This is a genomic window from Paenibacillus sp. FSL R7-0340 (genome assembly GCF_038002205.1).
Classification (GTDB): Bacteria; Bacillota; Bacilli; order Paenibacillales; family Paenibacillaceae; genus Paenibacillus; species Paenibacillus polymyxa_B.
Window position 1 is genome coordinate 565,267 of the sequence record NZ_JBBOBY010000001.1, and the last position, 25,376, is coordinate 590,642.

27 protein-coding genes and 3 pseudogenes are annotated in these 25,376 nt (G+C 46.2%); 17 read left to right on the plus strand and 13 right to left on the minus strand.

What is annotated here, in order from left to right:
- Positions 1 to 10: 10 nt before the first annotated feature.
- The 8 genes and pseudogenes from MKX59_RS02515 to MKX59_RS02550 all read left to right on the plus strand — a co-directional run bounded on the left by MKX59_RS02515 (position 11) and on the right by MKX59_RS02550 (position 6,225).
- A complete protein-coding gene (locus MKX59_RS02515; protein ID WP_340857532.1) occupies positions 11 to 574 on the plus strand; it encodes a hypothetical protein in 564 nt (187 codons plus the stop codon).
- A gap of 58 nt (positions 575 to 632) precedes the next feature.
- Positions 633 to 872 carry a hypothetical protein gene (locus MKX59_RS02520; RefSeq protein ID WP_016822811.1) on the plus strand — a complete coding sequence of 80 codons (240 nt, stop codon included), beginning with the start codon at positions 633 to 635 and terminating at the stop codon, positions 870 to 872.
- Positions 873 to 890: 18 nt separating this feature from the next.
- Positions 891 to 1,277, plus strand: a pseudogene (locus MKX59_RS02525) (PIN domain-containing protein); the annotation flags it as partial.
- Positions 1,278 to 1,565: 288 nt separating this feature from the next.
- Complete coding sequence (locus MKX59_RS02530; RefSeq protein ID WP_028540738.1) at positions 1,566 to 3,014, plus strand: SulP family inorganic anion transporter; 1,449 nt, start codon at positions 1,566 to 1,568, stop codon at positions 3,012 to 3,014.
- Between the two features lie 219 nt (positions 3,015 to 3,233).
- Positions 3,234 to 3,899, plus strand: a complete 666-nt coding sequence (locus tag MKX59_RS02535; protein ID WP_023990776.1) for an amino acid ABC transporter permease — start codon at positions 3,234 to 3,236, stop codon at positions 3,897 to 3,899.
- Positions 3,880 to 4,557, plus strand: coding sequence for an amino acid ABC transporter permease (locus tag MKX59_RS02540; protein WP_023990775.1), 678 nt, complete (start codon positions 3,880 to 3,882; stop codon positions 4,555 to 4,557). Before MKX59_RS02535 ends, MKX59_RS02540 begins: the two co-directional genes overlap by 20 nt.
- Positions 4,558 to 4,575: 18 nt before the next feature.
- Positions 4,576 to 5,331: an amino acid ABC transporter ATP-binding protein gene (locus MKX59_RS02545; RefSeq protein ID WP_025721631.1), complete on the plus strand. Its 756-nt coding sequence runs from the start codon at positions 4,576 to 4,578 to the stop codon at positions 5,329 to 5,331.
- 18 nt (positions 5,332 to 5,349) lie between these two features.
- Complete coding sequence (locus MKX59_RS02550; protein WP_025721633.1) at positions 5,350 to 6,225, plus strand: cysteine ABC transporter substrate-binding protein; 876 nt, start codon at positions 5,350 to 5,352, stop codon at positions 6,223 to 6,225.
- A 483-nt stretch (positions 6,226 to 6,708) separates the two neighbouring features.
- On the opposite strand, the gene MKX59_RS02555 is transcribed toward MKX59_RS02550, so the two are convergent.
- Positions 6,709 to 6,951 carry a helix-turn-helix domain-containing protein gene (locus tag MKX59_RS02555; protein ID WP_023990771.1) on the minus strand — a complete coding sequence of 81 codons (243 nt, stop codon included), beginning with the start codon at positions 6,949 to 6,951 and terminating at the stop codon, positions 6,709 to 6,711.
- 167 nt (positions 6,952 to 7,118) lie between these two features.
- Here MKX59_RS02555 and MKX59_RS02560 point away from each other — a divergent pair.
- Positions 7,119 to 7,484: pseudogene (locus MKX59_RS02560) on the plus strand (hypothetical protein).
- Between the two features lie 245 nt (positions 7,485 to 7,729).
- Positions 7,730 to 7,837: a putative metal homeostasis protein gene (locus tag MKX59_RS02565; protein WP_175405225.1), complete on the plus strand. Its 108-nt coding sequence runs from the start codon at positions 7,730 to 7,732 to the stop codon at positions 7,835 to 7,837.
- Between the two features lie 382 nt (positions 7,838 to 8,219).
- Here the strand turns inward: MKX59_RS02565 and MKX59_RS02570 are convergent, their stop codons facing one another.
- Entirely contained in the window at positions 8,220 to 9,452 is a 1,233-nt protein-coding gene (locus MKX59_RS02570) for a PHB depolymerase family esterase (protein WP_071558111.1), read from the minus strand.
- Between the two features lie 423 nt (positions 9,453 to 9,875).
- Here MKX59_RS02570 and MKX59_RS02575 point away from each other — a divergent pair, with 423 nt between their 5' ends.
- Both MKX59_RS02575 and MKX59_RS02580 read left to right on the plus strand, forming a co-directional pair.
- On the plus strand, positions 9,876 to 11,360 hold the full coding sequence (locus MKX59_RS02575) for a phytoene desaturase family protein (protein ID WP_071558112.1): 1,485 nt from the start codon (positions 9,876 to 9,878) through the stop codon (positions 11,358 to 11,360).
- A 25-nt stretch (positions 11,361 to 11,385) separates the two neighbouring features.
- A complete protein-coding gene (locus MKX59_RS02580; protein ID WP_023990768.1) occupies positions 11,386 to 12,000 on the plus strand; it encodes a TetR/AcrR family transcriptional regulator in 615 nt (204 codons plus the stop codon).
- A gap of 68 nt (positions 12,001 to 12,068) precedes the next feature.
- On the opposite strand, the gene MKX59_RS02585 is transcribed toward MKX59_RS02580, so the two are convergent.
- Together MKX59_RS02585 and MKX59_RS02590 are read right to left on the minus strand one after the other, a co-directional pair.
- Positions 12,069 to 13,490 carry an SMI1/KNR4 family protein gene (locus MKX59_RS02585; RefSeq protein WP_076264509.1) on the minus strand — a complete coding sequence of 474 codons (1,422 nt, stop codon included), beginning with the start codon at positions 13,488 to 13,490 and terminating at the stop codon, positions 12,069 to 12,071.
- A 17-nt stretch (positions 13,491 to 13,507) separates the two neighbouring features.
- Positions 13,508 to 14,284, minus strand: a complete 777-nt coding sequence (locus MKX59_RS02590) for an SMI1/KNR4 family protein (protein ID WP_053326292.1) — start codon at positions 14,282 to 14,284, stop codon at positions 13,508 to 13,510.
- Between the two features lie 158 nt (positions 14,285 to 14,442).
- On the opposite strand from MKX59_RS02590, the gene MKX59_RS02595 reads away from it, so the two are divergent.
- A complete protein-coding gene (locus MKX59_RS02595) occupies positions 14,443 to 16,077 on the plus strand; it encodes a DUF6138 family protein (RefSeq protein WP_071558114.1) in 1,635 nt (544 codons plus the stop codon).
- Here MKX59_RS02595 and MKX59_RS02600 read toward each other — a convergent pair.
- On the minus strand, positions 16,067 to 16,426 hold the full coding sequence (locus tag MKX59_RS02600) for a DUF7716 domain-containing protein (protein ID WP_023990764.1): 360 nt from the start codon (positions 16,424 to 16,426) through the stop codon (positions 16,067 to 16,069). The two genes, MKX59_RS02595 and MKX59_RS02600, sit on opposite strands and share 11 nt — an antisense overlap.
- On the minus strand, positions 16,407 to 17,066 hold the full coding sequence (locus tag MKX59_RS02605; RefSeq protein ID WP_340857535.1) for a hypothetical protein: 660 nt from the start codon (positions 17,064 to 17,066) through the stop codon (positions 16,407 to 16,409). Before MKX59_RS02605 ends, MKX59_RS02600 begins: the two co-directional genes overlap by 20 nt.
- A 128-nt stretch (positions 17,067 to 17,194) precedes the next feature.
- On the opposite strand from MKX59_RS02605, the gene MKX59_RS27555 reads away from it, so the two are divergent.
- Both MKX59_RS27555 and MKX59_RS02610 read left to right on the plus strand, forming a co-directional pair.
- A complete protein-coding gene (locus MKX59_RS27555) occupies positions 17,195 to 17,278 on the plus strand; it encodes a putative holin-like toxin (RefSeq protein WP_223822146.1) in 84 nt (27 codons plus the stop codon).
- A gap of 218 nt (positions 17,279 to 17,496) precedes the next feature.
- On the plus strand, positions 17,497 to 18,036 hold the full coding sequence (locus tag MKX59_RS02610; RefSeq protein ID WP_023990762.1) for a hypothetical protein: 540 nt from the start codon (positions 17,497 to 17,499) through the stop codon (positions 18,034 to 18,036).
- A gap of 62 nt (positions 18,037 to 18,098) precedes the next feature.
- Here the strand turns inward: MKX59_RS02610 and MKX59_RS02615 are convergent, their stop codons facing one another.
- The 7 genes and pseudogenes from MKX59_RS02615 to MKX59_RS02645 all read right to left on the minus strand — a co-directional run bounded on the left by MKX59_RS02615 (position 18,099) and on the right by MKX59_RS02645 (position 22,197).
- Positions 18,099 to 18,542, minus strand: a complete 444-nt coding sequence (locus MKX59_RS02615; RefSeq protein ID WP_023990761.1) for an immunity 26/phosphotriesterase HocA family protein — start codon at positions 18,540 to 18,542, stop codon at positions 18,099 to 18,101.
- Positions 18,543 to 18,544: 2 nt separating this feature from the next.
- Entirely contained in the window at positions 18,545 to 19,105 is a 561-nt protein-coding gene (locus MKX59_RS02620) for a hypothetical protein (RefSeq protein WP_023990760.1), read from the minus strand.
- The gene (locus MKX59_RS02625) at positions 19,089 to 19,616 is read right to left on the minus strand and encodes an SMI1/KNR4 family protein (RefSeq protein ID WP_316244356.1); all 528 of its coding nucleotides are present in this window, start codon (positions 19,614 to 19,616) and stop codon (positions 19,089 to 19,091) included. The genes MKX59_RS02620 and MKX59_RS02625 overlap by 17 nt, the downstream gene beginning before the upstream one ends.
- Before the next feature lie 82 nt (positions 19,617 to 19,698).
- Entirely contained in the window at positions 19,699 to 20,328 is a 630-nt protein-coding gene (locus MKX59_RS02630; protein ID WP_053326290.1) for a hypothetical protein, read from the minus strand.
- Positions 20,329 to 20,505: 177 nt separating this feature from the next.
- Positions 20,506 to 20,912 (minus strand): annotated as a pseudogene (locus MKX59_RS02635) (hypothetical protein).
- A complete protein-coding gene (locus MKX59_RS02640; protein WP_023990756.1) occupies positions 20,905 to 21,549 on the minus strand; it encodes an immunity 50 family protein in 645 nt (214 codons plus the stop codon). The pseudogene MKX59_RS02635 and the gene MKX59_RS02640 overlap by 8 nt, the downstream one beginning before the upstream one ends.
- 39 nt (positions 21,550 to 21,588) lie before the next feature.
- Positions 21,589 to 22,197, minus strand: a complete 609-nt coding sequence (locus MKX59_RS02645; RefSeq protein WP_226887729.1) for a hypothetical protein — start codon at positions 22,195 to 22,197, stop codon at positions 21,589 to 21,591.
- A 350-nt stretch (positions 22,198 to 22,547) separates the two neighbouring features.
- Between MKX59_RS02645 and MKX59_RS02650 the strand changes: the two genes are divergently transcribed.
- Together MKX59_RS02650 and MKX59_RS02655 are read left to right on the plus strand one after the other, a co-directional pair.
- Positions 22,548 to 24,221 (plus strand): DEAD/DEAH box helicase, encoded by a 1,674-nt coding sequence (locus MKX59_RS02650; RefSeq protein ID WP_340857537.1) that lies wholly within the window; start codon positions 22,548 to 22,550, stop codon positions 24,219 to 24,221.
- Positions 24,222 to 24,430: 209 nt separating this feature from the next.
- A complete protein-coding gene (locus MKX59_RS02655; RefSeq protein ID WP_023990753.1) occupies positions 24,431 to 25,333 on the plus strand; it encodes a cation diffusion facilitator family transporter in 903 nt (300 codons plus the stop codon).
- Positions 25,334 to 25,376: the final 43 nt, after the last annotated feature.

Below are 25,376 nucleotides of genomic sequence, written 5' to 3' on the forward strand. Positions count from 1 at the left end.
GGAGGGGGTTATGGATACACATAAGATGAATAATCTCCTAATTGCAGATGTGCCATGGCACCGCCTGATTACTCCTTATGGTAGGGGCACGGAGTTGCCACAATTGATATCCAACGGGGAGTACGCAGCAATTGCTGATCTGATAGAGCATCAAGGCACACTGTGGCAGGTTACGCCATGGGTGTTACTTTTCTTATTGCGTAATATGCATACGAGAAATTCGGATGATATCACGCTGAGTGAGTTGGAACTGTACCATGCGGTTGTTGGAGCATTGGACATGGAAAATGCACAGGAGGATTCACAGAAGTCTGTGGAATCTCTAACCATGCTGCTGGACGAAAAATATCTATGGCCGGCAGACAGCGATCCAGAAGAAGATGAACTGGAGTGGGAAGAGGAAGAAGCACGCGGTTATGATCCGGTAGCTTTTTGGAGTTATTATGACTATAGCTATCGATTATTGAAGAAAGCACTGCCTGACTTTGAAAGCCTACTTCAGCACCATGCGGACTCGGAGATTGCTGAAGCTCTATCGGAGCTTGTACAGGAATTGCGAAAATTTCAAATATAAGAAAACGAATCAATCGAGCTATGACTGGAAACTAATCTTTTGCTAAGGAGTGATTTTAGTGGCAAAAAAATTAACTGATATACATCGAATACGTCTCCTAAGTCTCCTTCGTGATATTGGGTTTGAACCATCAAAAGTTACTATAGAAAATAAACAGGGGGAAACTGAGGTTATTGATTTAGAGTCCCCGTTACCGAAAGGGTTGCAAGCTGTTTTAAATTCCCGAGGCAGCCTAAGTAAGGAGCAATTACTTGAGATCGAAGAGAGTGTTAAACAATCCAGAGAGGATTGGGATTAGAGGGGGTATTTATTTGATACGAATGCAGCTATTGCCCTTCATAGGCTTGACTCATCTTTGGATAGAGTGATACGACAAGCTGAGGAAGATAAAGAAAATATTTTCTTTTCTGTTATAACTCAGTCCGAGTTTATAGCCGGGTTGCCCACTGATACTGACTTAGATTCGATACCTTTTCTTGGCGGGGAATTTATTGCAGTTAATTCAGAGATCGCAGTTAAAGCGGGGCGTATCAGAAGAGAACAAAAAGATAAGTTTGCAAGAAAGCTCAAGACCCCAGATGCATTGATTCTTGCGACAGCTATTATAAACCAATTGGTACTGGTTACGGCGGATCAAGATTTACAGTTCGCGGAGTCTGAGTATGAAGTTAAGGTGATAAACTTTAGCAGGTTAGAATCTTAGTAATTGCGAAAATTTTAAATATAAGAAAACGAATAAGATGAAGATACTGGGCGATATTTCAAGGAAATAGATGATTTCTTTCTGTAAACAGCCTTTTAACTCATTCGTCTCTGCAAATTCCTTACGTTATAATGATGGACTGAATGTAACGGACCGGGTTCGTTTGAGAGAGACGAGCTGAATGATAGGAGAGCCTTGGCGATTGGCAGCTGGACGGATGCCCGAAACACACGGGTTGCGAGTCAACACGCTACTCTCTGTAAATATAGGAGGCTGGAACGAGACAGTATGAATCTTAGACAACAATGGTTCGGTAATATCCGGGCCGATATACTTGCGGGCATGACTGTGGCGCTAGCACTAATTCCCGAGGCGATTGCCTTCTCGATCATTGCAGGGGTCAATCCCATGGTCGGACTGTACGCCTCCATCTCGATGGCAATTGTCATCTCTTTTGCAGGTGGACGTCCGGCGATGATCTCGGCAGCGACCGGGGCTGTAGCTGTGCTGGTCGTTGGCCTGGTGAAGGATCATGGCGTGGAATATCTGTTTGCAGCTACCATTTTGGCAGGAATCATACAAGTGCTGCTGGGTGTATTGAAAATAGGTCGTTTTATAAGCTTTATTTCGCAGCCGGTCATGACCGGATTTGTGAATGCGCTGGCGATCCTCGTCTTTATGGCGCAACTCACCCACTTTCATGGAGCTAATTGGATCATGTACGCGATGGTAGCGGGGACGCTGCTCATTGTGTATATTTTACCGAGATTTGTGAAAAGCATTCCTGCTCCATTGACGGCAATCATCATTATGACGATCATTACGTATGTATTTGGATTGAATGTGAAAACGGTAGGAGATATCGGTACGCTAACCAGCTCGCTGCCTTCATTCCATTTGCCGCAAATTGAGTGGTCGTGGCATACTTTGCGGATTTTGCTGCCGTATTCCTTTACGATGGCACTGGTTGGACTGCTGGAATCGCTGCTGACAGCCAGTATTTTGGATGAAATGACCGAAACGAAAAGCAATAAAAACCGGGAAGCCCGCGGCCAAGGGATTGCCAACTTTGTAAATGGCTTTTTTGGTGGTATGGGTGGTTGTGCCATGATCGGACAATCCGTCATTAATGTCAGCTCAGGCGGAAGAGGGCGTTTGTCCACTTTTACGGCTGGGGTGTTTCTGGCCTTTCTGCTGCTTGTGCTTGGCGGGGTTGTAAAGGAAGTGCCAATGGGCGCATTGGTGGGAGTCATGTTCATGGTGTGTATCGGAACCGTGGATTGGAAATCGCTCCGAAACATTGCCAAGGTTCCGAAAGCAGATACGTTAATTATGGTAGTCACGGTGATCATCGTGGTGGCTACGCATGATTTGTCCAAGGGCGTGATCGTGGGCGTACTGCTGAGTGCCCTGCATTTTGGCTGGAAAATGGCTAAAATTCGCATTAGCGCGACGGAGAACAACGATGAGAAGGTGTACCATGTCAGGGGTCCGATGTTTTTTGCTTCAACGACTCATTTTGTCGATCATTTCGAACCTTCGGATGATCCAGAACGTGTCGTGGTGGACTTTAGCCATTCTCATATTTGGGATCACTCCGCAGTTACTGCCATCGGCAAGGTGCTGCAAAAGTATACGAAATCCGGCAAATCTATTACCCTGCAAGGGTTAAATGAGGAAAGCCGTTTAATTATAGAGAAGCTCGGCGGTCCTGTAGTTACAGAGCCACTCGTGTGATGAATCGTATAGCATAAATCAAAGCTTGAAATGAAATTTATTCATTTCAAGCTTTTTTTATTTATTTCTGAAAGAAAACAACACTTTTCTTCCTAAATCATAGATAAATATGACAAATTTTCATCAAAGTATTGACGTAATAATTGGGCAGGAATACAATCATTGTTATTAAGCAGAGCAAATACATAGGAATAATTGAAAATCGAAAGGTATGCACATATGAACTTAGACTGGGAGTTTATTGTTGAGAGCTTGCCGTTATATGGAGAAGCTATGTGGCTGACGTTGAAGATCGCCTTTTTTGCTATTCTATTTTCACTAGTCGTCGGTTTGCTGTGCAGCACAGTACTGTATTACAAGGTAAGGGGAATTAGCGGCATCATTGTTGCCTATATTGAGCTTTCCCGAAATACGCCGCTGCTTGTACAGTTATATTTTCTGTATTATGGGTTTACGAAAATAGGTCTGCATATGAGCGAAATGACGTGTGCCATTGTGGGCATGACCTTTTTGGGCGGGGGGTATATGGCTGAGGCGTTCCGTGGGGGAATGGAAGCAGTGAGTAAAACCCAGACGGAATCCGGGCTGAGTCTCGGGCTGTCCAAGATACAACTGGCGAGATATGTTATTTTGCCACAGGCTTTTGCCATCAGCGTTCCGTCTCTGGGAGCGAATGCGATTTTTTTGCTCAAGGAGACTTCCATTGTTGGCGCCATTGCTTTACTAGATCTGATGAATGTGGCAAAAGACCTGATCGGCATGTACTACAAAACAACAGAATCACTAATTCTGCTGGTATTGGCATATCTCGTCCTGCTTTTACCTTTGTCGATACTGCTGACGTGGGTGGAAAGGAAGGTGCGATATGCTGAATTCGGGGATTAATGTGCTCTTTGAAGGTTCCAATTTCGAGCGTCTATTAGGGGGATTACTCGTTACGCTGGAGATTGCGCTACTTTCCATTATTATCGGTACTCTATTAGGCATTTTGATGGGGTTGCTGCGCACCTTAAAATCAAGACCGATTCGGTTTGTGCTGAAATTATATTTGGAGACATTCCGCATTATTCCAATTCTGGTGTGGTTGTATGTCGTATATTTTGGATTTACTCCTTTGTTGAATGTGAATATCAGCGGGGAATTGACGGCAATTATCGTATTCAGCCTGTGGGGAGCGGCCGAGATTGGTGACATCGTTCGTGGTGCATTGGAATCACTGCCCAAGCATCAGGTGGAATCCGGGCAGGCACTGGGACTGACATATAGACAGTTATACCGCCATGTGCTCATTCCCCAGGCGGTGCGCCGAATGCTTCCCGGTTCTATTAATCTGGCGACACGGATGATCAAAACCACTTCATTAGTGGTGCTGATCGGTGTAGTGGAAGTGGTCAAGGTCGGACAGCAGATTATTGAGCTCGGTGTAATCAAAGCGCCCTCGGCATCCTTCTGGGTGTACGGCTTTATTTTCATATTGTATTTTCTCGTATGCTATCCGTTATCCAGACTTTCCAAAAGATTTGAACGCAGATGGCAAAATTAGCAGGATGGGGTGGGTGTCATGGGAGAGGCTGTGGAGGTTTTACTCGAAATTCGAGGGCTGCACAAAAGCTTCGAAGACCGAAAAGTACTGCAACAGATTAATCTGGATGTAACGAAGGGGGAAGTCGTGGTCGTTCTCGGTCCTTCGGGATGTGGAAAAAGCACACTCCTCCGATGTCTCAATGGTCTGGAACCAGTCCAGAGCGGAGCTATCCGTTATAGAGGGCAGGACCTGACGGATAAGAAAGTGAATTGGCGCGAGGTGCGGCAGCATATCGGAATGGTGTTCCAGAACTACGAATTGTTTCCGCATATGACGGTCTTAGAAAATATATTGCTCGGCCCGCTTAAAGTTCAGCGGAGAAACAAGCAGGAGGCACTTGAGCAAGCGGAGCAGCTATTGGAGCGAGTGGGTCTGCTGGATCGCAAAGATGCGTATCCGAGACAATTATCAGGCGGGCAAAAGCAACGGATTGCGATTGTGCGCGCCCTGTGTATGAACCCAGAAATTATGCTCTTTGATGAAGTCACCGCATCCTTGGACCCGGAAATGGTCAGAGAGGTGCTGGATGTCATGCGAGAGCTGGCACAACAGGGCATGACCATGATTATCGTGACGCATGAAATGGGATTTGCCAAGTCGGTAGGAGATCGTATCGTTTTTATGGATCAAGGACAGATATGTGAAATGACTACACCGCAGCAATTTTTTACCCAACCGGAAACAGAGCGTGCCCAGCACTTTCTGGATATATTTCAGTACGAAACGATATAAACAGGGGGATGAATACAGATGAGAAAAGGAATGAAGTTCACGACGTTATTACTGGCTTTAAGCTTGCTGCTTGTTGGTTTGGCGGGATGTGCAGGAGGCGGAAATACCAACGGTAGTTCAGGCTCGGCTAAATTTGCTTCGATTGAGGACATTAAAAAGAATGGCAAGATTCGAATTGGTGTATTTGCAGATAAGCCGCCTTTTGGCTACGTGGATTCGGAAGGGAAGAATCAAGGCTTTGACGTTTACATTGCGAAGCGGTTTGCCAAAGATCTCTTGGGTGACGAGTCCAAGGTGGAATTTGTCCTGGTGGATGCTGCCAGCCGGGTCGCCTATTTGGAATCCAACAAGGTAGATATCATCATGGCTAACTTTACGGTGACGGATGAGCGTAAAGAAAAAGTCGATTTTGCCAATCCATATATGAAATTATCCTTTGGCATTGTGTCACCTGACAGCGCTCCAATCACCACGATTGACCAATTAAAGAATTCGGACCAGAAGCTGATTGTCGCAAAGGGAACGACGGCTGAAACCTATTTCACGAAAAATTATCCTGACATCAAGCTGCTTAAATTCGATCAATACACAGAAATCTTCTCAGCCCTCAAAGACAAACGCGGTGCCGCCATTGCCAACGATAATACAGAGCTGATCGCCTGGGCCAAGGCCAACCCCGGCTTTACCGTAACCATCCCGGCCTTTGGTGGTCAAGATACAATTGCACCCGCAGTAGCAAAGGGAAATAAGGAGTTGTTAGACTGGATCAACAATGAGCTGGCTACATTAGGCAAGGAAAACTTTGTGCATCAAGCCTACAAGGACACATTGACCTCTGTTTATGGAGAAGGCTTTACAGATCAATTGGTTGTAGAGGGCGGCAAAGTGGATTAATCATAGTATAAGTTGTTGTTTTACCATAAAGAAGCGTTGGGACAACAAGCCCAACGCTTCTTTAATATGGGGAAAAGAGGGCCTTAGCAACCTCTTATTTTGTCATGGAAATGCCCACTGGGCTAATAGTAATCCTCATTCTCATGTTACAGTCTCACTGTCTCTCAATTCCATCTTCAGGAATGTATTCTATAATATCAGCGAGAGTAATAGCCCTTGTAAATCTTCGTTGGCGGGCAAATCTATTCAAAGCATCAAGTATATGGACTAGTGTTTCCAGTTCAAGTCTTTTGGTTTTGCCATTTACCATATCTATTACGGTAGCCGGACGTATTTTTGCTTCTGAAAAATACTCCTTTATCAGTATAGATTCTAGTTACACGTACTCTGAAATAATGATAACAATTATGCTAAATAACAAGGGAAAAAATATCCCTGCCAGGGGCAGAGATATAAGGTGCAGCGGACTATTCTGTGAATGAATTAGTGTTTCTCTAGTTCATTTTCAGGTATATATTCGAGAACATCATGTAGAGTTAATGGACGACCAGAGAGCCGAATCAGTGTTTCCATCACGGTATTAAATGTTTTAAATTCGATTCGCTTGGATGTATTGTTACACATCTCATAGATGGTATTAGGCCTGATTTTTGCCTCACGAGCGAGAGCGTTTTTAGTAATCCCGATTTCTCGAAGTAATTCTTCAAGTTTAAAAACAATTCCCATACATACACCTCATTATAGAAATTTAAATAGAAATAACATTAACTATTGAAGTTTATCTTCAAAGGATATAAAATAACTACAAAGGTTAATCTTTAAAAGTTATAAAATTTACAAATCTAATCTTTAGTAAAGACCGTTTTAATAGATGTGAAGGGAGCTAAATCTAAATGAACAAAAGTAATTTTGAAAAAGTAAGTGTCATTCTTGGTCTGGTCCCTGTGATCTTCCGCATATGTATGAGCTTTTTGAAGGCTATCTGATCAAGGACCGTTACGTCATGATGATCGACAATAGCGTGCTTACTCTTCGACATGTAAAAAAGGAAAGAAATCATTCGCATCTATATGTTGATGGTGACACGGGAGGAATTCACTCTTGCAAGGCATGTACAACGTGAAGACATAGATGTGATTACTGAGTTGGTCGAACGATTGCGCAACATGGATGCATTAAGTTTTCTTACAGATGAATTGTTATGGAACACATGTCGGGAAGATATAGACTTTGATTTAGTTCGGAATAAAGGACTATGAAAATGACGAACGTAAATCTGATTCGAATTTTTGTTCTCGTTTTACTTATATAATGTAACACAGAAGCGTAAAAGGGTGAAATGAACACCGTCCTAATAAAGATACATACTCTACCCAAAAGCTCTTGCATGCTAGTAGATTTCATTATATAATCTTAAATGATAATGAGAATCATAATCATTACTAACAGTCTTTAGGTGCATGCTCCCAATATGAGCCTAAGTGAATAGGATGGTGATGTGCACATGGCTAAAGCAGATGTGGCAACTGCCAGAAGACAGCTTCGGAGTCCGAACAAGGTAACTCGCAGACGAGCTTTGAAAACGATCAAAGCTGCGAAACGCGCGAAGTAGCAGGTTCCAAGTTAACTGCAAATGGCAATACCAGTGTCAAATTTTTCAGTCTCCTCGTTTTGATATTGCACCTGCTTTCCTGATGGTGGTACACAGGAAGGCAGGTGCCTTTTTTTGAATGATATAAAAAAGCGCCAGACGGGTATCGAACCGTTCTGGCGCATTATTTGGAGATATAAAAAAACAAACTTAAAATGAACATAAAAATGGAGTAGACGGAATAGTGCTGTACAAGCGAAGCGATCGCTTTTGTCCCCGGATTACTACTCTATAAAAGGCTTTGTTCAAGAAATCCGGGGGCGGTGGCGATGGGAAGCACTATCCGACTGCGTAGTGGCACAATATGAAACTTTTAAGTTCGGTTTTAATACAAAAACTACATTTATTTCTTTTGTGCAAACAGCCATTCAATCATATCCTGATTTTGCAGAGCCGGAACCCAGGAGAAGTGTCCTGTAGGTTTGATAATCCCTGCTTCGTATTCAGTGAAGTGAATGAGGTTTCCGTTTTGTGCTTTAATGGCAGCGACCATTTCTTGCGAGTTTTTAGGACTTACAGTGGTGTCGTCTGCAGCATGGAAGGCCCAAATAGGAACGTTTTTCAATACTTCGACGTGTGTAGGTTCAACAGGCGCATACATGTTAACGGCTTTTTCATAGTTGGTCAAACCGGCAATCGGTACACCTGCGGCGAACAAGTCAAGATTTTTTTCCAACAATCTCCACGTTCCCATAGCTCCTTGAGAAATACCAACAATATAGATTCGGTTGGTATCGATCGGGTATTTTAACGCCGTTTCACGTACCAAATCGGCTACAGCGCTGTTGCGTGGCTCATCCGCCCAAATGAATTTATGCTCCAGGTCAATCGGGCTTTGTGGAGCGATTACGAAGGATGGGTGTTTGGCTTGCTGCTCAGGAGAAGCCCAAGTAACAGCTCCGGCATTTGCCAGCAGGTTTACTCCGTTTCCGTCACCACGTTCGCCGTTTCCGTGCAGAAACACAACCAGAGGGTAGGTTTTGCCGGGCTCTACTTTAGGCTCAAACGTAAAGTAGTTCAGCTTGAAGCCTTCTTTATTTTCAAAGGTGTTTTTTTGGAAATCGTCCACGATCGGTGTAATTTTATCCGTTGCTTTTACAATCTGTGCAGAGGCTGGGATAACTATTTTCTTTGAAGTTGCAATATCTTTCTTTTGACTAATCGTATAATTCAACGTGTTGATGCGGTTAACTGCGCTTGTTGCATCGTAAGTAAGGGTACTTGCATTTTTATCTTGCGTATCCAGCTCAATCACGACATATTTACCATGAGTACTGCGGTTGGTGATGGCTCCAGTATCATTGGTATATACACCGGTTACGGTTCTGTCTGTATATACATCATTGAGTACAGATTGAACCTGAAAGCTGGAAGTGGATAAGGATGCCCCGTCAATATGGGTGCTGTATTTCAGTACAACAGCAGAAACGACTTCGCCCAAGGGCTGTACCTGAGTAAGCAGGGTAGCCTGTGGCGCTGGGACATCGGCTGCTGCGGCAGAGCTGGAGGATGGGAAAAAGATCGTAAGCAGGAACACGAAAGATAATAAAACAAGGGCAAAACGTCTTCTTTGCATGAGATTAATCTCCTTTGGTGTCATTTTTTAAAGCGCTTACTACATGTTCGGGATGGTTGACTGTTTGCTGTGGAATTCATACAAATCAAAAAAAAGGCAAACTCCGGGTACACAAGTGTACTCGGGTTTTGCCTTTTCAGTAACAATCCCACTTGAAGGATAGCACCTTCATTGGAATCTGACAAGTGAAAGCGCTACAATTTTGGATGTTTTTTATAAAAAATTCTACTTTCGCAACTTAGAATTTTGCAAAAATCCATTGAAGAGATTTGTAATCAGCAAATAGATAGATCGAAAAGATTGTATTCGTCTATGACAGGAAGATAAGAAACCGAGGCTTTCCAACGGGAATGTTGTGGTATATAATCTTCTTAACTTAACACCGTTAACTTATATAACAATGTTAATAAAGGAGATGAAATCATGAATCAATACGATGCTATTGTCATCGGTGCAGGACTGGGTGGCTTGTCCTGTGCAGCAAGACTCTCCGCGCTCGGTTACCGAACAGCTGTTTTTGAGAGCCACACTCTGCCTGGCGGTTTCGCAACTGAATTTACAAGAAAGGGCTACACTTTTGATGTCTCCTTGCATGGTGTCGGTGGACTCGGGGAAGGCAGCTTCGGTCGGATGTTAAAGGACTGTAATGCGGACCAGCGAATTGTTCCTCTCCGCAAAAAGCACCCTTACTCCATTCGTTGGGAAGGGCAGACCATTGATATTCCGTCCGATGTTCAGGAGTATGTGCAGCTCCTCAAAAACATGTTTCCTGCTGAGGTGGCAGCCATCGATAGTCTATTCGCGGGCATTCGCCGTTTTGAAACAGGCTTCTCTGCTTTTTCTTCCCTCACTTCCTGGCGCAGGGCGGCTGGCCTGCTCAAAGCAGGAACCTTCTTCCGCTGGACGCAGATGACTACCTGGGAAGCTGTAAGCCAGTTCGGGTTGTCTGACCGATTCACGGAATTTTTCACCGCGTTGTGGGCCTATTATGGATTGCCTCCAAAACGGCTTGCGGCCTTGTATTTTTTCATTCCCTGGATCGGCTATCATTTGGAGGGGACGTATTACATTGAGGGAGGCGCACAGGCTTTATCCAATGCACTGGTTGACGCTATTAAGTCAGCGGGAGGAGAAGTTCACCTGCGCAGTCAGGTGTCTGAGATTATGCTCGAACGCGGTAAAGCAGCTGGTGTCCGTCTGAAAAAAGGGGATGTATATAAAGCCAACTGGATTGTGTCTGGTATCAGTCCCCATCATACCTATGGCCGCCTACTGGAAAACTATGATGCTGCCCGTCGTGAGCTGGAAGCTGTCAGCAGTTTGGAGACTGGCATATCTCTCACCCAGCTATATCTGGGATTATCATGTGAACCCCATGAGCTTGGTATCACCGAAGAAGACTTAATCCTACGTAATGAGCCGGATTCGGAAACAGATTATGAAGTTATGATGAGCGGCCAGTATACCAAAGGCAACTGGATGCTCACCAATTATAACGCTATGGACCCTAAGCTCAATGAACCGGGGAAGGGTGTCATTGCAATTACATTTTTGGACAGATTGGAGAACTGGCCTGCCGCACGTCCCGAATATAAAGCCAAAAAAGAAGCCGTGACAGAGCAGATACTGGGATGCCTAGAACAGCTGTATCCTGGTTTTCGCAGCAAGGTAGTGGTGGCCGAGTTGGGCACACCGCGCACGATGCAGCGTTATACCGCTAATCCCGACGGGGCCGTTTATGGCTACGCACAAACGGTCCGCCAGTCCGGCATAAAAAGACTGAAGCACAAATCAGCAGTAGACCGTCTGTCATTGGTAGGGGCGTGGACACAGCCTGGGGGCGGGTTTCAAGGGGCTATGAACTCGGGTATAATGGAAGCTGATCGTATCGCCGCCAAATTGGGGTAGGCAGAAGGGGCAAGTACATCTACTCATGAAACATATCAAACGCCGAGAACGTGAAAGCAGTGAGATCCGCCGGAAAATCATTGAGGCCGCCCGGTCGCTTTTCCTGAATCAGGGGTATGCCGAAGTCTCCATGCGCAAAATTGCGGATCAGATCGAATATTCACCAACGACTATTTATCATTATTTTGCCAATAAGGAAGCCGTTGTCCGTGAACTGCTGCTAGAAGGAAATACCTTGTTCCTGCAGGCTCTTCTGCAGCGTGTGGATGAAGCACAGGCAGCGGGATTGAATACGCTGGACACATTGAAAACGGTATCTGATGCGTATGTTCGTTTTGGAACGACTAACCCGGAATATTACAACATCCTGTTTATCAGCAACCTGGAATCTGTAAGCTTGGTCAGTCTTATAGACAGTGGGAGTTTTAAAGGCTTTGAGCTGCTTGAAGCGGGGCTCAAAGCTGCTATGGAGGAGGGCTGCATCATTCAAGGAGATGAGCACCTGATCGCCAGATCCGTATGGAGCATGCTGCACGGATTGACTTCTTTGCTCCTGAATTTTGAACTTCCTATGGCAAAATCCAATGATGAATTGATCGCATTCACTATAGATACTTTCCTCAAGGGGTTAAGCCGCTGACGCAGCGGCTAACTTTCTTTACCTCACACCACTGTACATGCGAATCCGCATACAACCATTCCGAAAGATTAACGAAGTTCCAAATCTGAAAGCTGCTTAAGTACGGCTTCAATACGACGTTTATCTTTTTTGAGCATAACGAGCTGCAAAGAAGCAAGAAGTAGATCTGAGATATTGGCCCAAGCGTCTGCTTCCAGAGCGGGAAGAGGATCCCGATGAATCATAATATCCAGCGCCTCGGTTGCAATTTTTTGATGAAGCTCGCTATCGGATAGCCATTCAATCAACTGCTCAGCTGTAGGACGGGAGTGAGCGAAAAGTATTGCCCAGCCATCCACCGGATGATTGACCTTATCCCGCATCCAGTTAATGATCTGTGGTGAACGAAAATGTTGTAGCTGCCCATTAGCGGTGTATCCTCCTAATTTGTCTTCTGCGACCGAATGCTGTAGCAGGTGATTGCAAACACATACCAAGCCTTCCTGCTCGGGTAGGCAGCGGGCGCTTAGATAAGCACGTGTGGACGCAAATGCACCCTTAGCATGTAGGGTATTGTTTTGAGCTAAAGATGTCCATGCTTGCGCGGTTTCCGGTTCCCACAAGGAGCGGACCCAATCAGCAGCCCCAATCCCCGCAGTCTCCCCTACCAAAACGGCCCAAGTAGAGAATGGAACCTGGCTATGTTGAATGTTCTGCCAGTGCTGCTCCCAGGCAAGAAAAATATCCTTTGGATCATAGGCTTGAAAAGCCTGCAACACAGCAGGATAATCTACGCCATGCATGGTGGTGTAATGGATTAGCGTCTCCAACGACTGTGCATCCTCCAGCTTCATCGTGCAAAACATGTTCAACCAGCGTTGCCACAGTTGCAGTGGTGGGCTGTTTAGCTGAATGCCATGCTCATCGGTCACTTTAAACCAATCCCATAGCCATAGCCCGTGCAAGGTGAGCATGGTGTCTATATAGGCGGGTAGATTTTCCGCGAGCAGCGTGAACTGATCCAGCTCGTGATGATAGCAGAAAACCGCTGGCTCTGTTGCGGATGTTGCCATATCAAGCAGTATCGGATCACCCGCACCATTATAATTAAGGATCAGATATCGTTGCTCGTCCGCTGCTGAGTCGGTATCTTCCCCATAGGATGTAAAATAGCCAATATACTCATGATTCCATCCAAACTCTCCTGTGATATCGTCTAGGATACACTGCTCTTGTTCAAGATCCTTGCTGTTTTTATATGAACACTCTGGTCCATCAGCTACAATACAGTGTTGGGGGAGACACCATAGCAAATTTAAGCTGCCACACCGCTTTATCAATTCAGACAGGGAGGCAGGCAAATGCATCTGCAGCCGTTCCTCCAGCTCAGTTAGTTCACCTGTAGAAATCCCTTCCGTCCATTGGTATACCACATCAGGCATCCCACTTTGTCTCAGACGATCAACGACTTGTTCCAGTTTTTCTAAGGTTTGTGTAAAATGTACTGTCATTCGTATTCGCCCTCCTCTTACTCTACAACCCGGCAATGCTCTTTTTGCAAGAATGATAAAATTTCATCACGAAGTGCTATCGCTTTGGATTCATAAATGATCGCCACTTCGCGTCCATATGCATAGTTAAAACGCACGTATCCGCCAAGAGTCTGAAGAAAAGCCATGCAGATATGCTCATTTTCAATCCATAGATTTGAGTTAAAATGCTGTTTAAATCGCTGAGCCAATGCTTGTAAGGATGCCGGAGCAAAATTCAGCGCCTGATCGCTCGGATTGGCTGGATTGTAGGCCTCGGCCGTATCCAGGGGACTAAACAGTAGGAATGTAGCGGTTTTGTCTTGGCTGACAGGTTCGAAATAACGGGGGAATGGCTCCATTCTTCCAAATTCATCCTGTAGTATATGTCCTAATGTCTCTGTGAATGGAACTTGAACATCTAAAGTCTTCGTAGTAATGATCTCCGAGTGTCGTGGCAGCCACATTAAGCCTTCAACCTGAGGGTGAATCGCTAGGAAGTCACCATCTATGGAGCTGCCAATGACCACGCACTCACCCAGCTGCCGCGCTGTAATTGGGCAGTTATCATCATGCGTCCACAGTTCGTAATCCGTATAGGATTGCAATAGTTGAGGATCAGGCATTTCGATTATCAGCAGGCCACAATAGGTGCCCGGCCCGTAGCGGGTGAGGAATGCTACATAGGGAGGTGGTAAAGTTATTCCATAGGTATGCTCAATATTTGTCAGTTCATCGGTAGCCATCGGTGTGTGCTGTGTGGAAACCCAATACATGTAGAATACACCTGCTTTCCGGCACTCTATCTATAGGGATAGAGCCCAAAAGTAAATGAGAGATATGCTATAATCAGGAAATAAAATAGTTATAGATTAGTCTATCTTAATTTCATAGGAACTACAATTTGTGAGGGGACGAAGGAGGAACACATCTTATGACATCAGGGGTACAAGCCTACATAGATCCAATTTTTGAGGCGATTGATGAGGCGTACGCTTCTGAGCAAAAGCGCATCGCCGAATTCCAAATCAAAAGTGTCCTTCACGAAGGGATTCATGAATACTTAAAAGTTACCTGTAAGAAGGATGGGCTGTGGGTGGATACCTACGAACCGTTTGATTGGGATCATCGTAGACCGGATACGAAAATTTCTGGGTTTACAGATGGGGTAACATTGCAGCAGGTACAGGACGAATGGATGCCTGTGTTTAGGGAACGGATAGAGGCTCTGTTTAAGTCGAAAGAATTTAGTTCCATGTTCTTTCGTTATCGGCTGGAATTTCATCTGGAAGTAGTCTTGGAGAATAAGGCTAGTCATTTTACATTCTCACTCCTGAACGAAGATAAGCGGCAGCAACTGTTAGCCACTATCCAACAGTTTGTAGAGCAGAAACTCAACCCCTCTAGTAAAGCTGTGCCGAAGGAAGAGGACGATTTTTTCTTAGTAAGGCACTTGCTTGATCCTCATTTGTACCCTGTAAACGCCCAGTGGATGAATGAGCTGCTGAATCGAATGGATGCCAAAGTGAAGGTCAGCCGCAAGCGTGAGGAAGTATGGAGGTATCAGCTCAGCAGTGGCTTGAAGCATTGGGCAGAGGATGAATTTTTGGCCAATTATACAGATCGGGAAAAAAGCTATGGGCTGGATTATAAAGTGAAGCCTGATATTCTCCCTTCGGAAATTCCTGCGCCAGCCATGGAGATGCTCCTGCTTACCGCGATGCGGGTGGGCTCGACCGATGCCGATGCACGGCAGAAGTATTTGGAGATTGCTGCACAGCTAGGCTCGGAGCAGGCTTCCGTGTGGCTTGAGAGCGGATCAGGAAGCATCCCAGCGTTATATACAAGTGAGCGAGTCATCTGCCAAGCCAATGATATTTTGCAAACGCTGGAGGTTCAGATTCGTTCAGAGGAAGAAGAGAGCTATAGAGAAGCACTCGTATATTTATGCGATATTTTAAGAAAGGGCTTTACCAAGGAATATCGGATGAAGTTCAAAAGCAAGGTGAAAAACTACCTGCCTGTACCCAAGTTGGCTAAATCTACGTTACATCGTTTCTTCGCCAACGCACTTGAGTATCCGTCGCTGCATCCGTTGCTGGCTGAATATGCTGAGGTCGTGATGGAAGAGTTCAAGTGGTATAACGATGTAGAGCCCGGTGAAAAGTCGGCGATGCCGGGAACCTATGCGGTGATGGGACTGGGCCTAAAAGGAAAGAACTATTTTCCATTAGTGAATCGTTATATGAAGCTGGTGGACAGTGAACATCAGTCCGTACAGGACGGTTACGCCGCTGTATTTGCTGACGCACACGGACTGACACCGGACACGATCCCCGTTTGGACGAGGGTTCTACTGGCAGGCAACGAGTCTGCCAAACCACTGAAGTCATCCAGAATCGAAACTGTAGAGCAGGTACAGGTACTGGTGGAGGAGCTTGAGAAGCTGGAGGACTATGAACAAGAGGTGCTTGTTTATCGTATATGGGGTGGCGCGAAGAAACTAAAAAACAGCCTGAAGCAGGCTGTCCCTGAGGTAAAAGAGCTGCTGGAAACGCTTATTCCATAAAAGCATCATATTCATGATAATATCGCAGTCCCTGCGCAATGCGTTCAATATCCGGCTCGCTTCCGCTGTGGCGTAACACTTCAATGACATCCTGTACAGTCGCCACCTCCAACCAAGATTGCACGTGATGGTCTGGTAGAGATGCAGGTATACTTTCATCACGATGATTGGTGACGGTGAGACCGGCATCCTCCAGTTCCCACAATTCTTCCTCGGGGATGATGTAATAGGTAGAATTGAGCGGATTACTTTGAACACGTTCCAGATTGGCAAATACCCATTCATTGATCTCTGTTTGGCCAACGGCACGAATCAATGCTTCAAGGCTGTCAAAAGTTTGTATGCTCATGTATGGAGGTCCCTCCCTTAGTCGCTGGCTTATGCTGTAGCTTTTGTAATATTCTCAAGATGGCCTGTCGATTCTTCGCATCCTTAATGTACTTGGGAATGGAATGGGAAGCCGTACGCATCATACCGGATGTAGGCTTTTCTCGCAACTCGGCAGAGATATAGGAGAGCAGGTAATTCAGGTGTATCCGGTTAAGAGCCCAGACAGGTTTCCCCCGGTAGTAATCAAGGAAGTACAGCTGAAGCTGGAAAATAGGGTCTTTTCCGTTTTGGACCACGTCTGTATGCCATTCGTGTGATTGAACACGATGCACCGGAACCTGATTGCGTGTCTCACAGTGCGGACAGTTTATATTCGTATTTTTATGGAGTTTCGTTCGGTCATCATGGATTTCGATATTAAAATACCGCTCGCAATGGTTGCATACGCCGCGTGCATAGAATGTATAAGATTCTGGCTGCTGATACGTGTAGTAACAATGAGAACATCGAACGACGTAATGACAGTCTTCCTTTGAGTTGGAAATAAAAGCTTGGCCCTGACAACGGGGACAGTGAACAGCTACTTGTTCTCCTCTCCGGATCACGGCGCTAAAGTCATATTTATATCCATGTTCATCTTTGAAGCGCTTTTGCTCCATATTCGTTCCTCCTTTTTCGAAAAGAGCGTAAAAACGTACGTTTTACGAGTCTTATGTTATAATATTCCTCAACAACAGAATGGCTTAGATGGGCGGTCGGCTAGTCTCCTGTAAAGGAGGTGAGGCCTGTGGAGGTTAAAGACACCCTAATGTTGATGATTCAATTCGCAACGTTGGTGATCCTAATTCTTTCCTTCCATAAAAAGAAATAGACCGCCCTCGACAAAGGCAAGCGGTCTATTTCAATGATCATCCTTTGACACGGCTACCGCCCTTAAAAGCGGCTGTTGCCAAAGAGTGAGGATGTTGACGCATCTTCACTCTTTTTTTAGAATATACATCTTATTCCCATTTTAACACTTGAAAATGGCCTTTTCAATGCGCCGAAGGGTGAAAAGGTGAATAGGACGTGCAAAAGGAGAGGGCGAACATGAGCATTTTTACAGGGCTGCAACGTCCGCAGTTTCAGGCTTATTATGATGAGGTTTTTCTAATAGAGCATCGTTTTAAAAATGGTATGGGCTTTCCGCCTTCTTATATAGATTATGTCAAAACTCTTGGTTACGGGCGACTATGTGGCTTATGGAACATTCATATTCCTCTTGGCGATCACCCGGATTCATGGCTTCATCGTTATCATAACTGGCGGGCCTGGTTTGATGATTTACTGGGATCGGAAGAGGTTCTACAAGAAGCGGCGCTGGAGCCAGATGGTTTTCCGGAGCTTTTGGAGCATGCGGTTCCCTTCGCTTCCAGTGAAGGGAATGACCTGCTGATTTGGGATATTCAATCGCCTGATGAACGGGGAGAATTCCCAATCTATGCTTTGAATCTATGCACATGGGGCAATTTTCGGTATGCAGCCTCGGATTTATATAGCCTCGTCGAAGCGTTGGTGGATGAAGAGCGCGTGAAGTCAGTATTAGGGACAGAGCGTACACCATTCTCTTATACGTTCGAGCCCTTTTAGCAGCGTAAATAACCACCTTGGTATCAAACTTCAAGGTGGTTATTTGTGCTGCTATTCTTCTGCTAGTGGTCTTCGTATTGGGCTAAATATCGCTGTACCAACTCATATCCAGCCACGCCCATTACAGTATATTGATTATATTCTTCCAGTTCCAGATTGCGTATATATTCATCCCCGCAATACAGATGGCCCGCACAATTAAAATATTTTAGCTGCTGTTGTTCCTCGGATAGAGGGCGCTGATCGATAATAGGCCATACTCCCTTCGTCATGTTTTGGGTGGCGGTGAATATAACTTCAAATCGGCCGCGATAATTTGTGAACGGAAGATATGTCTTTTCACCCTTGTACGCTTGATTCTGGCCTATGGATAGAACCCCGAAGGAGAACGCTTTTTTGAATCTACCATACAGTGCGCAGATCACCTGACATACCGCAAATCGGCCGTCATGCATGGGGATAACAAAAATATCGCCTTCCCGATGTTTGATTCTTTTGAACACCATCGTCAGGCCAGCTCTTCCTGAATGATCTCTGTTTTTAGACCTTTAGCGTTGGTAATCGTAATGCTGATCGCATCATAGCCGTTCCGCTTCGCATCTTCAAAATCGCATCGTTCGCCGTTGATCAGCTCTAACTGTCCATTCTCATCCACATCGTCTGCAAACTCGTCATCCCAATCAACATTATAAAAAGCGGTCAAGCTTACCTCGAAAGTATCTTCACCATCTTCGTCCAGATAGGGCAGCAGGGGAGTACGATTGTTCTGCTGTTCCTTGGTATAAACTTCGCATAGCAGAGCATCGTAACCATGGCGGGTTCCGTCAAAAATCACGATCTGTTCACCTGTGACTGCCTCTTCTGCAATAATGAGTTGGGGGGCAAATTCAGTTCCAGTGATCAGCTCGTCCATAAGTTCTCCATAATAAAAAATGTGGAATTTCGTATGTCCTGCCTGTGAACGAAGCGTACCTGTCCACTCCTGCTCGACCCATGCCTCTGGGTTTTCGGGTACAACCCAACCTTCTAAATAAGCCGGTCCCCAATTAGGGTTATGTATTTCTGTCATCAGTAGGCCTCCCTTTCTGCTCGTTGAGTCGTTCAATTACCTGATTAAAAAACGTTGTAAAGTCTGTTGCCACCAGATACAAATGTCCACATTCGTCCTGCTCTGCAATATCATAGTTCAGTTTGTCATCATAAGCATGAAGATGTGTGCGGTCCCAGTAGTACACATACGGGGTGCATTCATTACATATTAGAACGTAAAAATTGTCGCCCGCATCTGCACCAATCAACAAAGCGTTCTGGACATGATTGATTTCATCCAGAAATTCATCATTAATCGCTAGAAGGTCATGATTTTTGTTGGATACCTCATATCCGAAAAAACAAGTCAAATCAATGTCTCCGTTATCCACGCGATCGAAGGGCACATTGCAATAAAAAGGGGCGGCTACATAAAAACCGTTATATTGTGAAAGAAAACGTGTATAGCCAGCGGGCAATATATGCTGTATCTGTTCCTCCAATGCCGCGATCTGGGCAGGCGAAAGCCCTGATTCAATTGCGAATGACATCAACAACCAGCCTCCTTGATCCTAGTAAACCATAGACCTCTTTTTGGAAATGAGAAGACGCAGCGGTGCATCGTTTGTGAGATCATGTCATGGATAGGGTGACGATTTTGTTGTCCTCATCCACATCTACCTTCACATTCACTCCCAGCTTGTCCTTAAACAGCTTACTGATATTGATATAGTCATCCTTTACCGCACGGCTTGATCTACCGGTCGTGCGAGTCATCCCAGCGGTGATGATGGAACGGACGTATGTTTTATCGAGCTTGGCTTTGGGATTATAGGTATAAATAATCTGTTCCTGCTGATTGTAATAATGGGTTAATTCCGTGTAGTCGTTAGCATTCTCATACTGCTTTTCCTCACGCACATACTCAGGATGGTCCATGGTGTAGTGGACTCCCCCGTCCAGAAAAGGATTTTCCTTGGAGGGTCGGAGTTCATATTGTCCATACGCCAGTTGAAACAGATACTCTATGCCTGAGCCCTCCGCCTGATAGTAGAGCTGACGATTGTCCCCTTTTTTATCTATAGCGGTATAGCTGCTGATTAAAGGCCAGGCATCATACTTTTTATCCTTTACCTCAATGGCAAGCTTGTAATGTAAAAGCACCTTTTCATTTTGAAATAATCCAAAGCTGCTCATGATGAAATAGGCAGGCACACATATAATCCCGATAATCAATATGAATATAAATATTCTTACACGCATAAGTAGAGTGATTCTCCTTTGGTTGTCGATTATGTGGACAGCTCCCGTTTGGCAGATGCACCGAATTCTCATGCTGCGATAATTGCTTCAGAGCATGTTGTGCGAAAGGCATGCTTTTATGTGCGCGAAGCAGTGCACAAGCGGCCTCCTTGACTAAGATATATGTATCACTGCGGATCAACTCTCATGTCTGTAGTTCGATAAAGCTTCTTCCCGTCCGCCACCCTCCAGCAGCACCATAACCGCATAGGAGATCGTATCAATCCAATCGTCGAGGGTGTTGATCTGCTCTACGGTCAGCAGGTTGTTTCGCTGCAGCATACTTCAGGATACAATGCCCATGCCCGTGTATATTGACATATCCCCCACAGAGCGGCAATCAGCTCCCGTTCTACGGATGGTTTCTCCAACTCATCTGCGAGAACTTCAATGATGGTCATCAGTTCATGGAAGTTGTCCTCGATCAGTTCTCCCTGAAAGGGGCGGAGCATCCCTAGAAATCCGTTTTGCATTTTGGGATGCTCCAGATCATCGTGAATAAAAGAATGACAACGTAACAGCTCGCGAGCCTCCTGTTTATTCATTCAGCTCCTTAATCTCTGCGCGGATACCTCTGCACAGAAAGCTACCTGACAGTCCCGACAAGGCATCGATATCAACGACCATGTCTGCTTCTTCATAGCGGAAATCAAGCTGCAAGATGATGTTTTCTGTTTCTACAGGAGTTAATACATGCTCTTTGGTTTCCAGAAATGTAAAAGTCACTGCATAGCGTGGGACGTCTTTTACTGGAGCTTCAGGGATTACAGGTGCCTCAGCCGAAGGCTCCAGATCCGGTGATTTAGGGACAAGCACGCTAGCGTAGGATAGCTCAATCGTCAGCGTAATCTGGTCTTTCGTCATATTAGCAGCTGTAATTCGGTCATAATGAAAGGGAGGGAAATAGCCGAGCTTCTCGACAATGCTGTCTGCTCCTTGAATAGAAACGGTTGGAGAGAAAGCCAGTTCCAGTCCGATGGATCCTGCCAGTTGGTCTTCATATTCTGGATTGATACGTACAAGGGCTTGTTCCGGCTCTACTTTCAAAATCGTGCCTATAAAATACTGTTTGCCATGGATCAGAACAATATCATGCGGAACGAACGGCAACGCTCCCCCGGCTTGATAATGAATGAGATATTCGTTCTCTTTTTTTTCAACCTTTTGAACTTGAATTTGCATAAATTGCAGCCTCCTGGGGTAAATGGTATGACGGATTGTTTAAGTGTGTGGTAAAGGGAACGGAGTCCACGTTTGAAAAACATACTTCATATCCGGGGTATCCTGTTCGAGCATAAATGGAAGAATATCCATAATAGCGCGTGCTTTACTGCCAGCATAAAAGTTACGCGAGCTGTGTAGCAGCTTGTTTGCCTTTAACCACTGGCTCAGCTTCATCATAACGTCTTCGACGATTGCTTGGTCGATACTTTCATAAACGTCCTGACGGATTGAAACGAGCATGCCGCAATGATTAGAAGATTGGCACATGGGGTCATTGGACAAAAGAATGTACACTTCCGGCGTTGTCCCTTTGTTATAGGATGATTTGATACTGGGAGCCTCGATAGCTAGCATAAGCGGAATCAATTCATCATCGGTTACAATACGAAGCAACTCCTGCTTGTCCCAGCGAATCTTACCGTGTTTGGCCTTTTTAGCCCCGGCTTGATAGACTGACACACGGGTATTGCGGATTCCTGATATATTCAGGAGCGTTTCAAAACAATCGAACAGGTTAGTAAAGCACTCTTCGGCAAACAAAGTGTGCTTCTCCGACAAGGAACCGGTCATTATGAAATTATAATGCAGGTTGTTAACCACAAGCATCCATCCTTTATTCATGAATTACCAATTCATATACCATAATATATGACATGAAGATCGAATTCACCTTTTACATTGACTGTGGTACTGTTCATTAAAATCGTTTGGAAACCAGTTCAACTTCGCGTATACTAGGAAAGTCATAGATGGAACGGGCCTGAGCCGCATTGCGGCCGTATGTTGGTTACATGAACAGATTCAACGATAACGGATAAGCTCCCTTCCTGAAAAGGGTAGAATGAGAACCGATACAAAAATGGGAATTCTGAACTATGGAACGATAGATGTCATATGGCACATGAACCTATTTTACGTGACACATATTGAATACAGATAAGGGAAGTGAATACCACTTGAAGAATTTTGCAGCATTAGGCGTAGAGCAGCATTGGGTAGAAGCCTTGAAAGAACAGGGAATTTCATCCCCAACTCCTGTACAGCAGGAGTCGATTCCACTGTTGATGGAAGGTCAGGATGTTATCGCCGAGGCACATACGGGAACCGGGAAGACGATTGCGTTCTTACTACCCATTTTGCAAAAAATGAATTTGGACAAGCGTCATCCACAAGCGCTCGTGATTGCACCGACGCGTGAGCTGGCGCTCCAGATTACAGAGGCAGCGAACACGTTGGCCGCTACAGAGCCAAGCTTGTCATTACTGGCTGTTTATGGAGGACAGGACGTAGAGCGTCAGCTTCGTAAACTGAAAGGCGGCGCACAACTGATTATTGGTACACCTGGGCGACTGCTGGATCACCTGAGACGTGGCACGCTGGATCTGGGTGGCATTAAAATGCTGGTCCTGGACGAAGCCGACCAAATGTTACACATGGGCTTTTTGAACGATGTGGAGACGATTCTTCAGGAGGTTCCTTACCGGAGACAGACGATGCTGTTTTCCGCTACGATGCCAGCCGGTATTCGCAAGCTGGCTCGTGTATATATGAACGAACCCGTAGATGTCAAAGTGAAATCCGCTTCTTCCGTTCCGGTGAGCCAAATCCGTCAGGTCGTTGTGCAAACAACAGACCGTGGTAAGCAACAGGCATTGGTGGATATGCTGAATACGGATCGCCCGTACTTGGCTGTTATTTTCTGCCGTACGAAGCGCCGGGCTGCCAAACTGAACGAAGAGCTGCAAGAGATGGGCTTTGAGAGCGGTGAGCTTCACGGAGATTTGTCCCAGAACAAGCGGGAGCAAGTGATGAAGGCGTTCCGGGAAGCGAAACTCCAATTGCTCGTAGCGACTGATGTAGCTGCGCGCGGCCTGGATGTAGAAGGCGTCACGCATGTCTTTAACTATGACATGCCACAGGATGCCGAAAGCTACATCCACCGCATCGGGCGTACCGGCCGTGCCGGAGGCAAAGGCGTGGCAGTGACGCTCGCTACGCCAAGAGATGTTCCAGAGCTTCGGAACATCCAGAAAGTTGCTGGCGTCACATTCACCAGCAGTGAGGGCGGCGGACAGCGTAGACCTGCTTCCGATACGGCTGATCGACAGGGTCGAGAACGCCGTTCGGGCAGAAACGACCGCCGTTCCTACGGCGGCAACGACTCCGGCGGCGGACGCCGGGGCAGCGGCCGCGAACAGGCGGGTCGTCGTGATGCCACAGGCGGCGAACGTCGTTCTAGCCGCGGCAGCAGCGAGCGTGGCGGATATGACCGCAGCAGCAGTGGTTCTGCACGCGGAGGCCAAGGCCGCTCGGCAGGACAAAGCAGCGAGCGTGGCGGATATGACCGCAGCAGCGGCGGCGGTTCCGCACGCGGAGGCCAAGGCCGCTCGGCAGGGCAAAGCAGCGAGCGTGGCGGATATGACCGCAGTAGCGGCGGTTCCGCACGCGGAGGCCAAGGCCGCTCGGTAGGGCAAAGCAGCGAGCGTGGTGGATATGACCGCAGCAGCGGCGGTTCTGCACGCGGAGGCCAAGGTCGCTCGGCAGGACAAAGCAGCGAGCGTGGTGGACAAGCCAAAGGCGGCCCGCGTGGTGGTCAAGGACAAGGCGGCCGTCGCGGACGGTCCAGATAGATAAAACAGGAGTATTCTCATAGAATACTCCACTATGGTTATCATAATAGCCCCGGGGAGGCTCATCTTCCGGGGCTATTGTAATCTTCACCCATACCGCTTGAAGGAGCAGCACCATAAGATGACATGAGCAGCGGAGCTACCTTGAAATAAATGATCAGCGTTCAGGATACATTTTTCAAAAGATAAATTTGGAGGGGTTATACATCATGCAGGAACAGGATATGGGCAAGCGCGCCATGGTCTCAGCATGGATCAGCCTGATTAGCAACATCCTATTAACCGGCATTAAAATTATTACGGGACTTATGTTCAACAGCAAGGTGCTGGTGGCCGATGGTGTGCATAATGCCGGGGACGTGATTGCCTCTGCAACGGCACTGGGAGCGATGCGCATATCCAGCCAGCCGCCGGATGAGGATCATCCTTATGGTCACGGCAAAGCAGAAGTGATCGGTGCAAGCGTGGTGGCGGTCATATTGTTTGGAGCGGGCATATTTATCGGCTATCATTCGATTGCAGCACTGTTCGAACCGATGCCACAGGAGCATATACTGGCATTGGTGGCCGCCATTATTTCCTTGCTCTGGAAACAGTGGTTGTATATCTACACGATTCGTATCGGGAGAGCGGCCAATAGTCAGGGTCTTATCGCAACGGCAAAAGATCACCTCGCTGATGTGTACGCCTCTGGGGCTGCTGTACTGGGTATCGGTTTGGGGCTGATTGGGGAGCACTGGAGCATTTCAATCTTATCTTACGGCGACCCTATTGCGGGATTCGTAGTGGCATTGCTAGTTCTGAAATTGGCGTGGGAAATGGGCCGTGAATCCATAGATGTGCTTATGGAAAAAGCGATTGCAACGGAGGAAATTGAAAGCTACGCCGCAGCCGCACTGAGTGTAGCCGAGGTTCAACGTATTGACCGTATCCGTGCCCGTGAGCACGGCCATTATATTATCGTGGATATCCGCGCTTCAGTGGATGCCTCTTTGACGATTCAGCAGGGACACGATATTATCCGACTGATTAAGGGGGCTGTCATGAAGCAGGAACCGCGGGTTTATGAGGTGCTTGTCCATTTGAATCCATGGTATCCGGACGACCACTAGAACAGACGACGCGAATTGACAGATAACTTGCAGGGAGGGTATG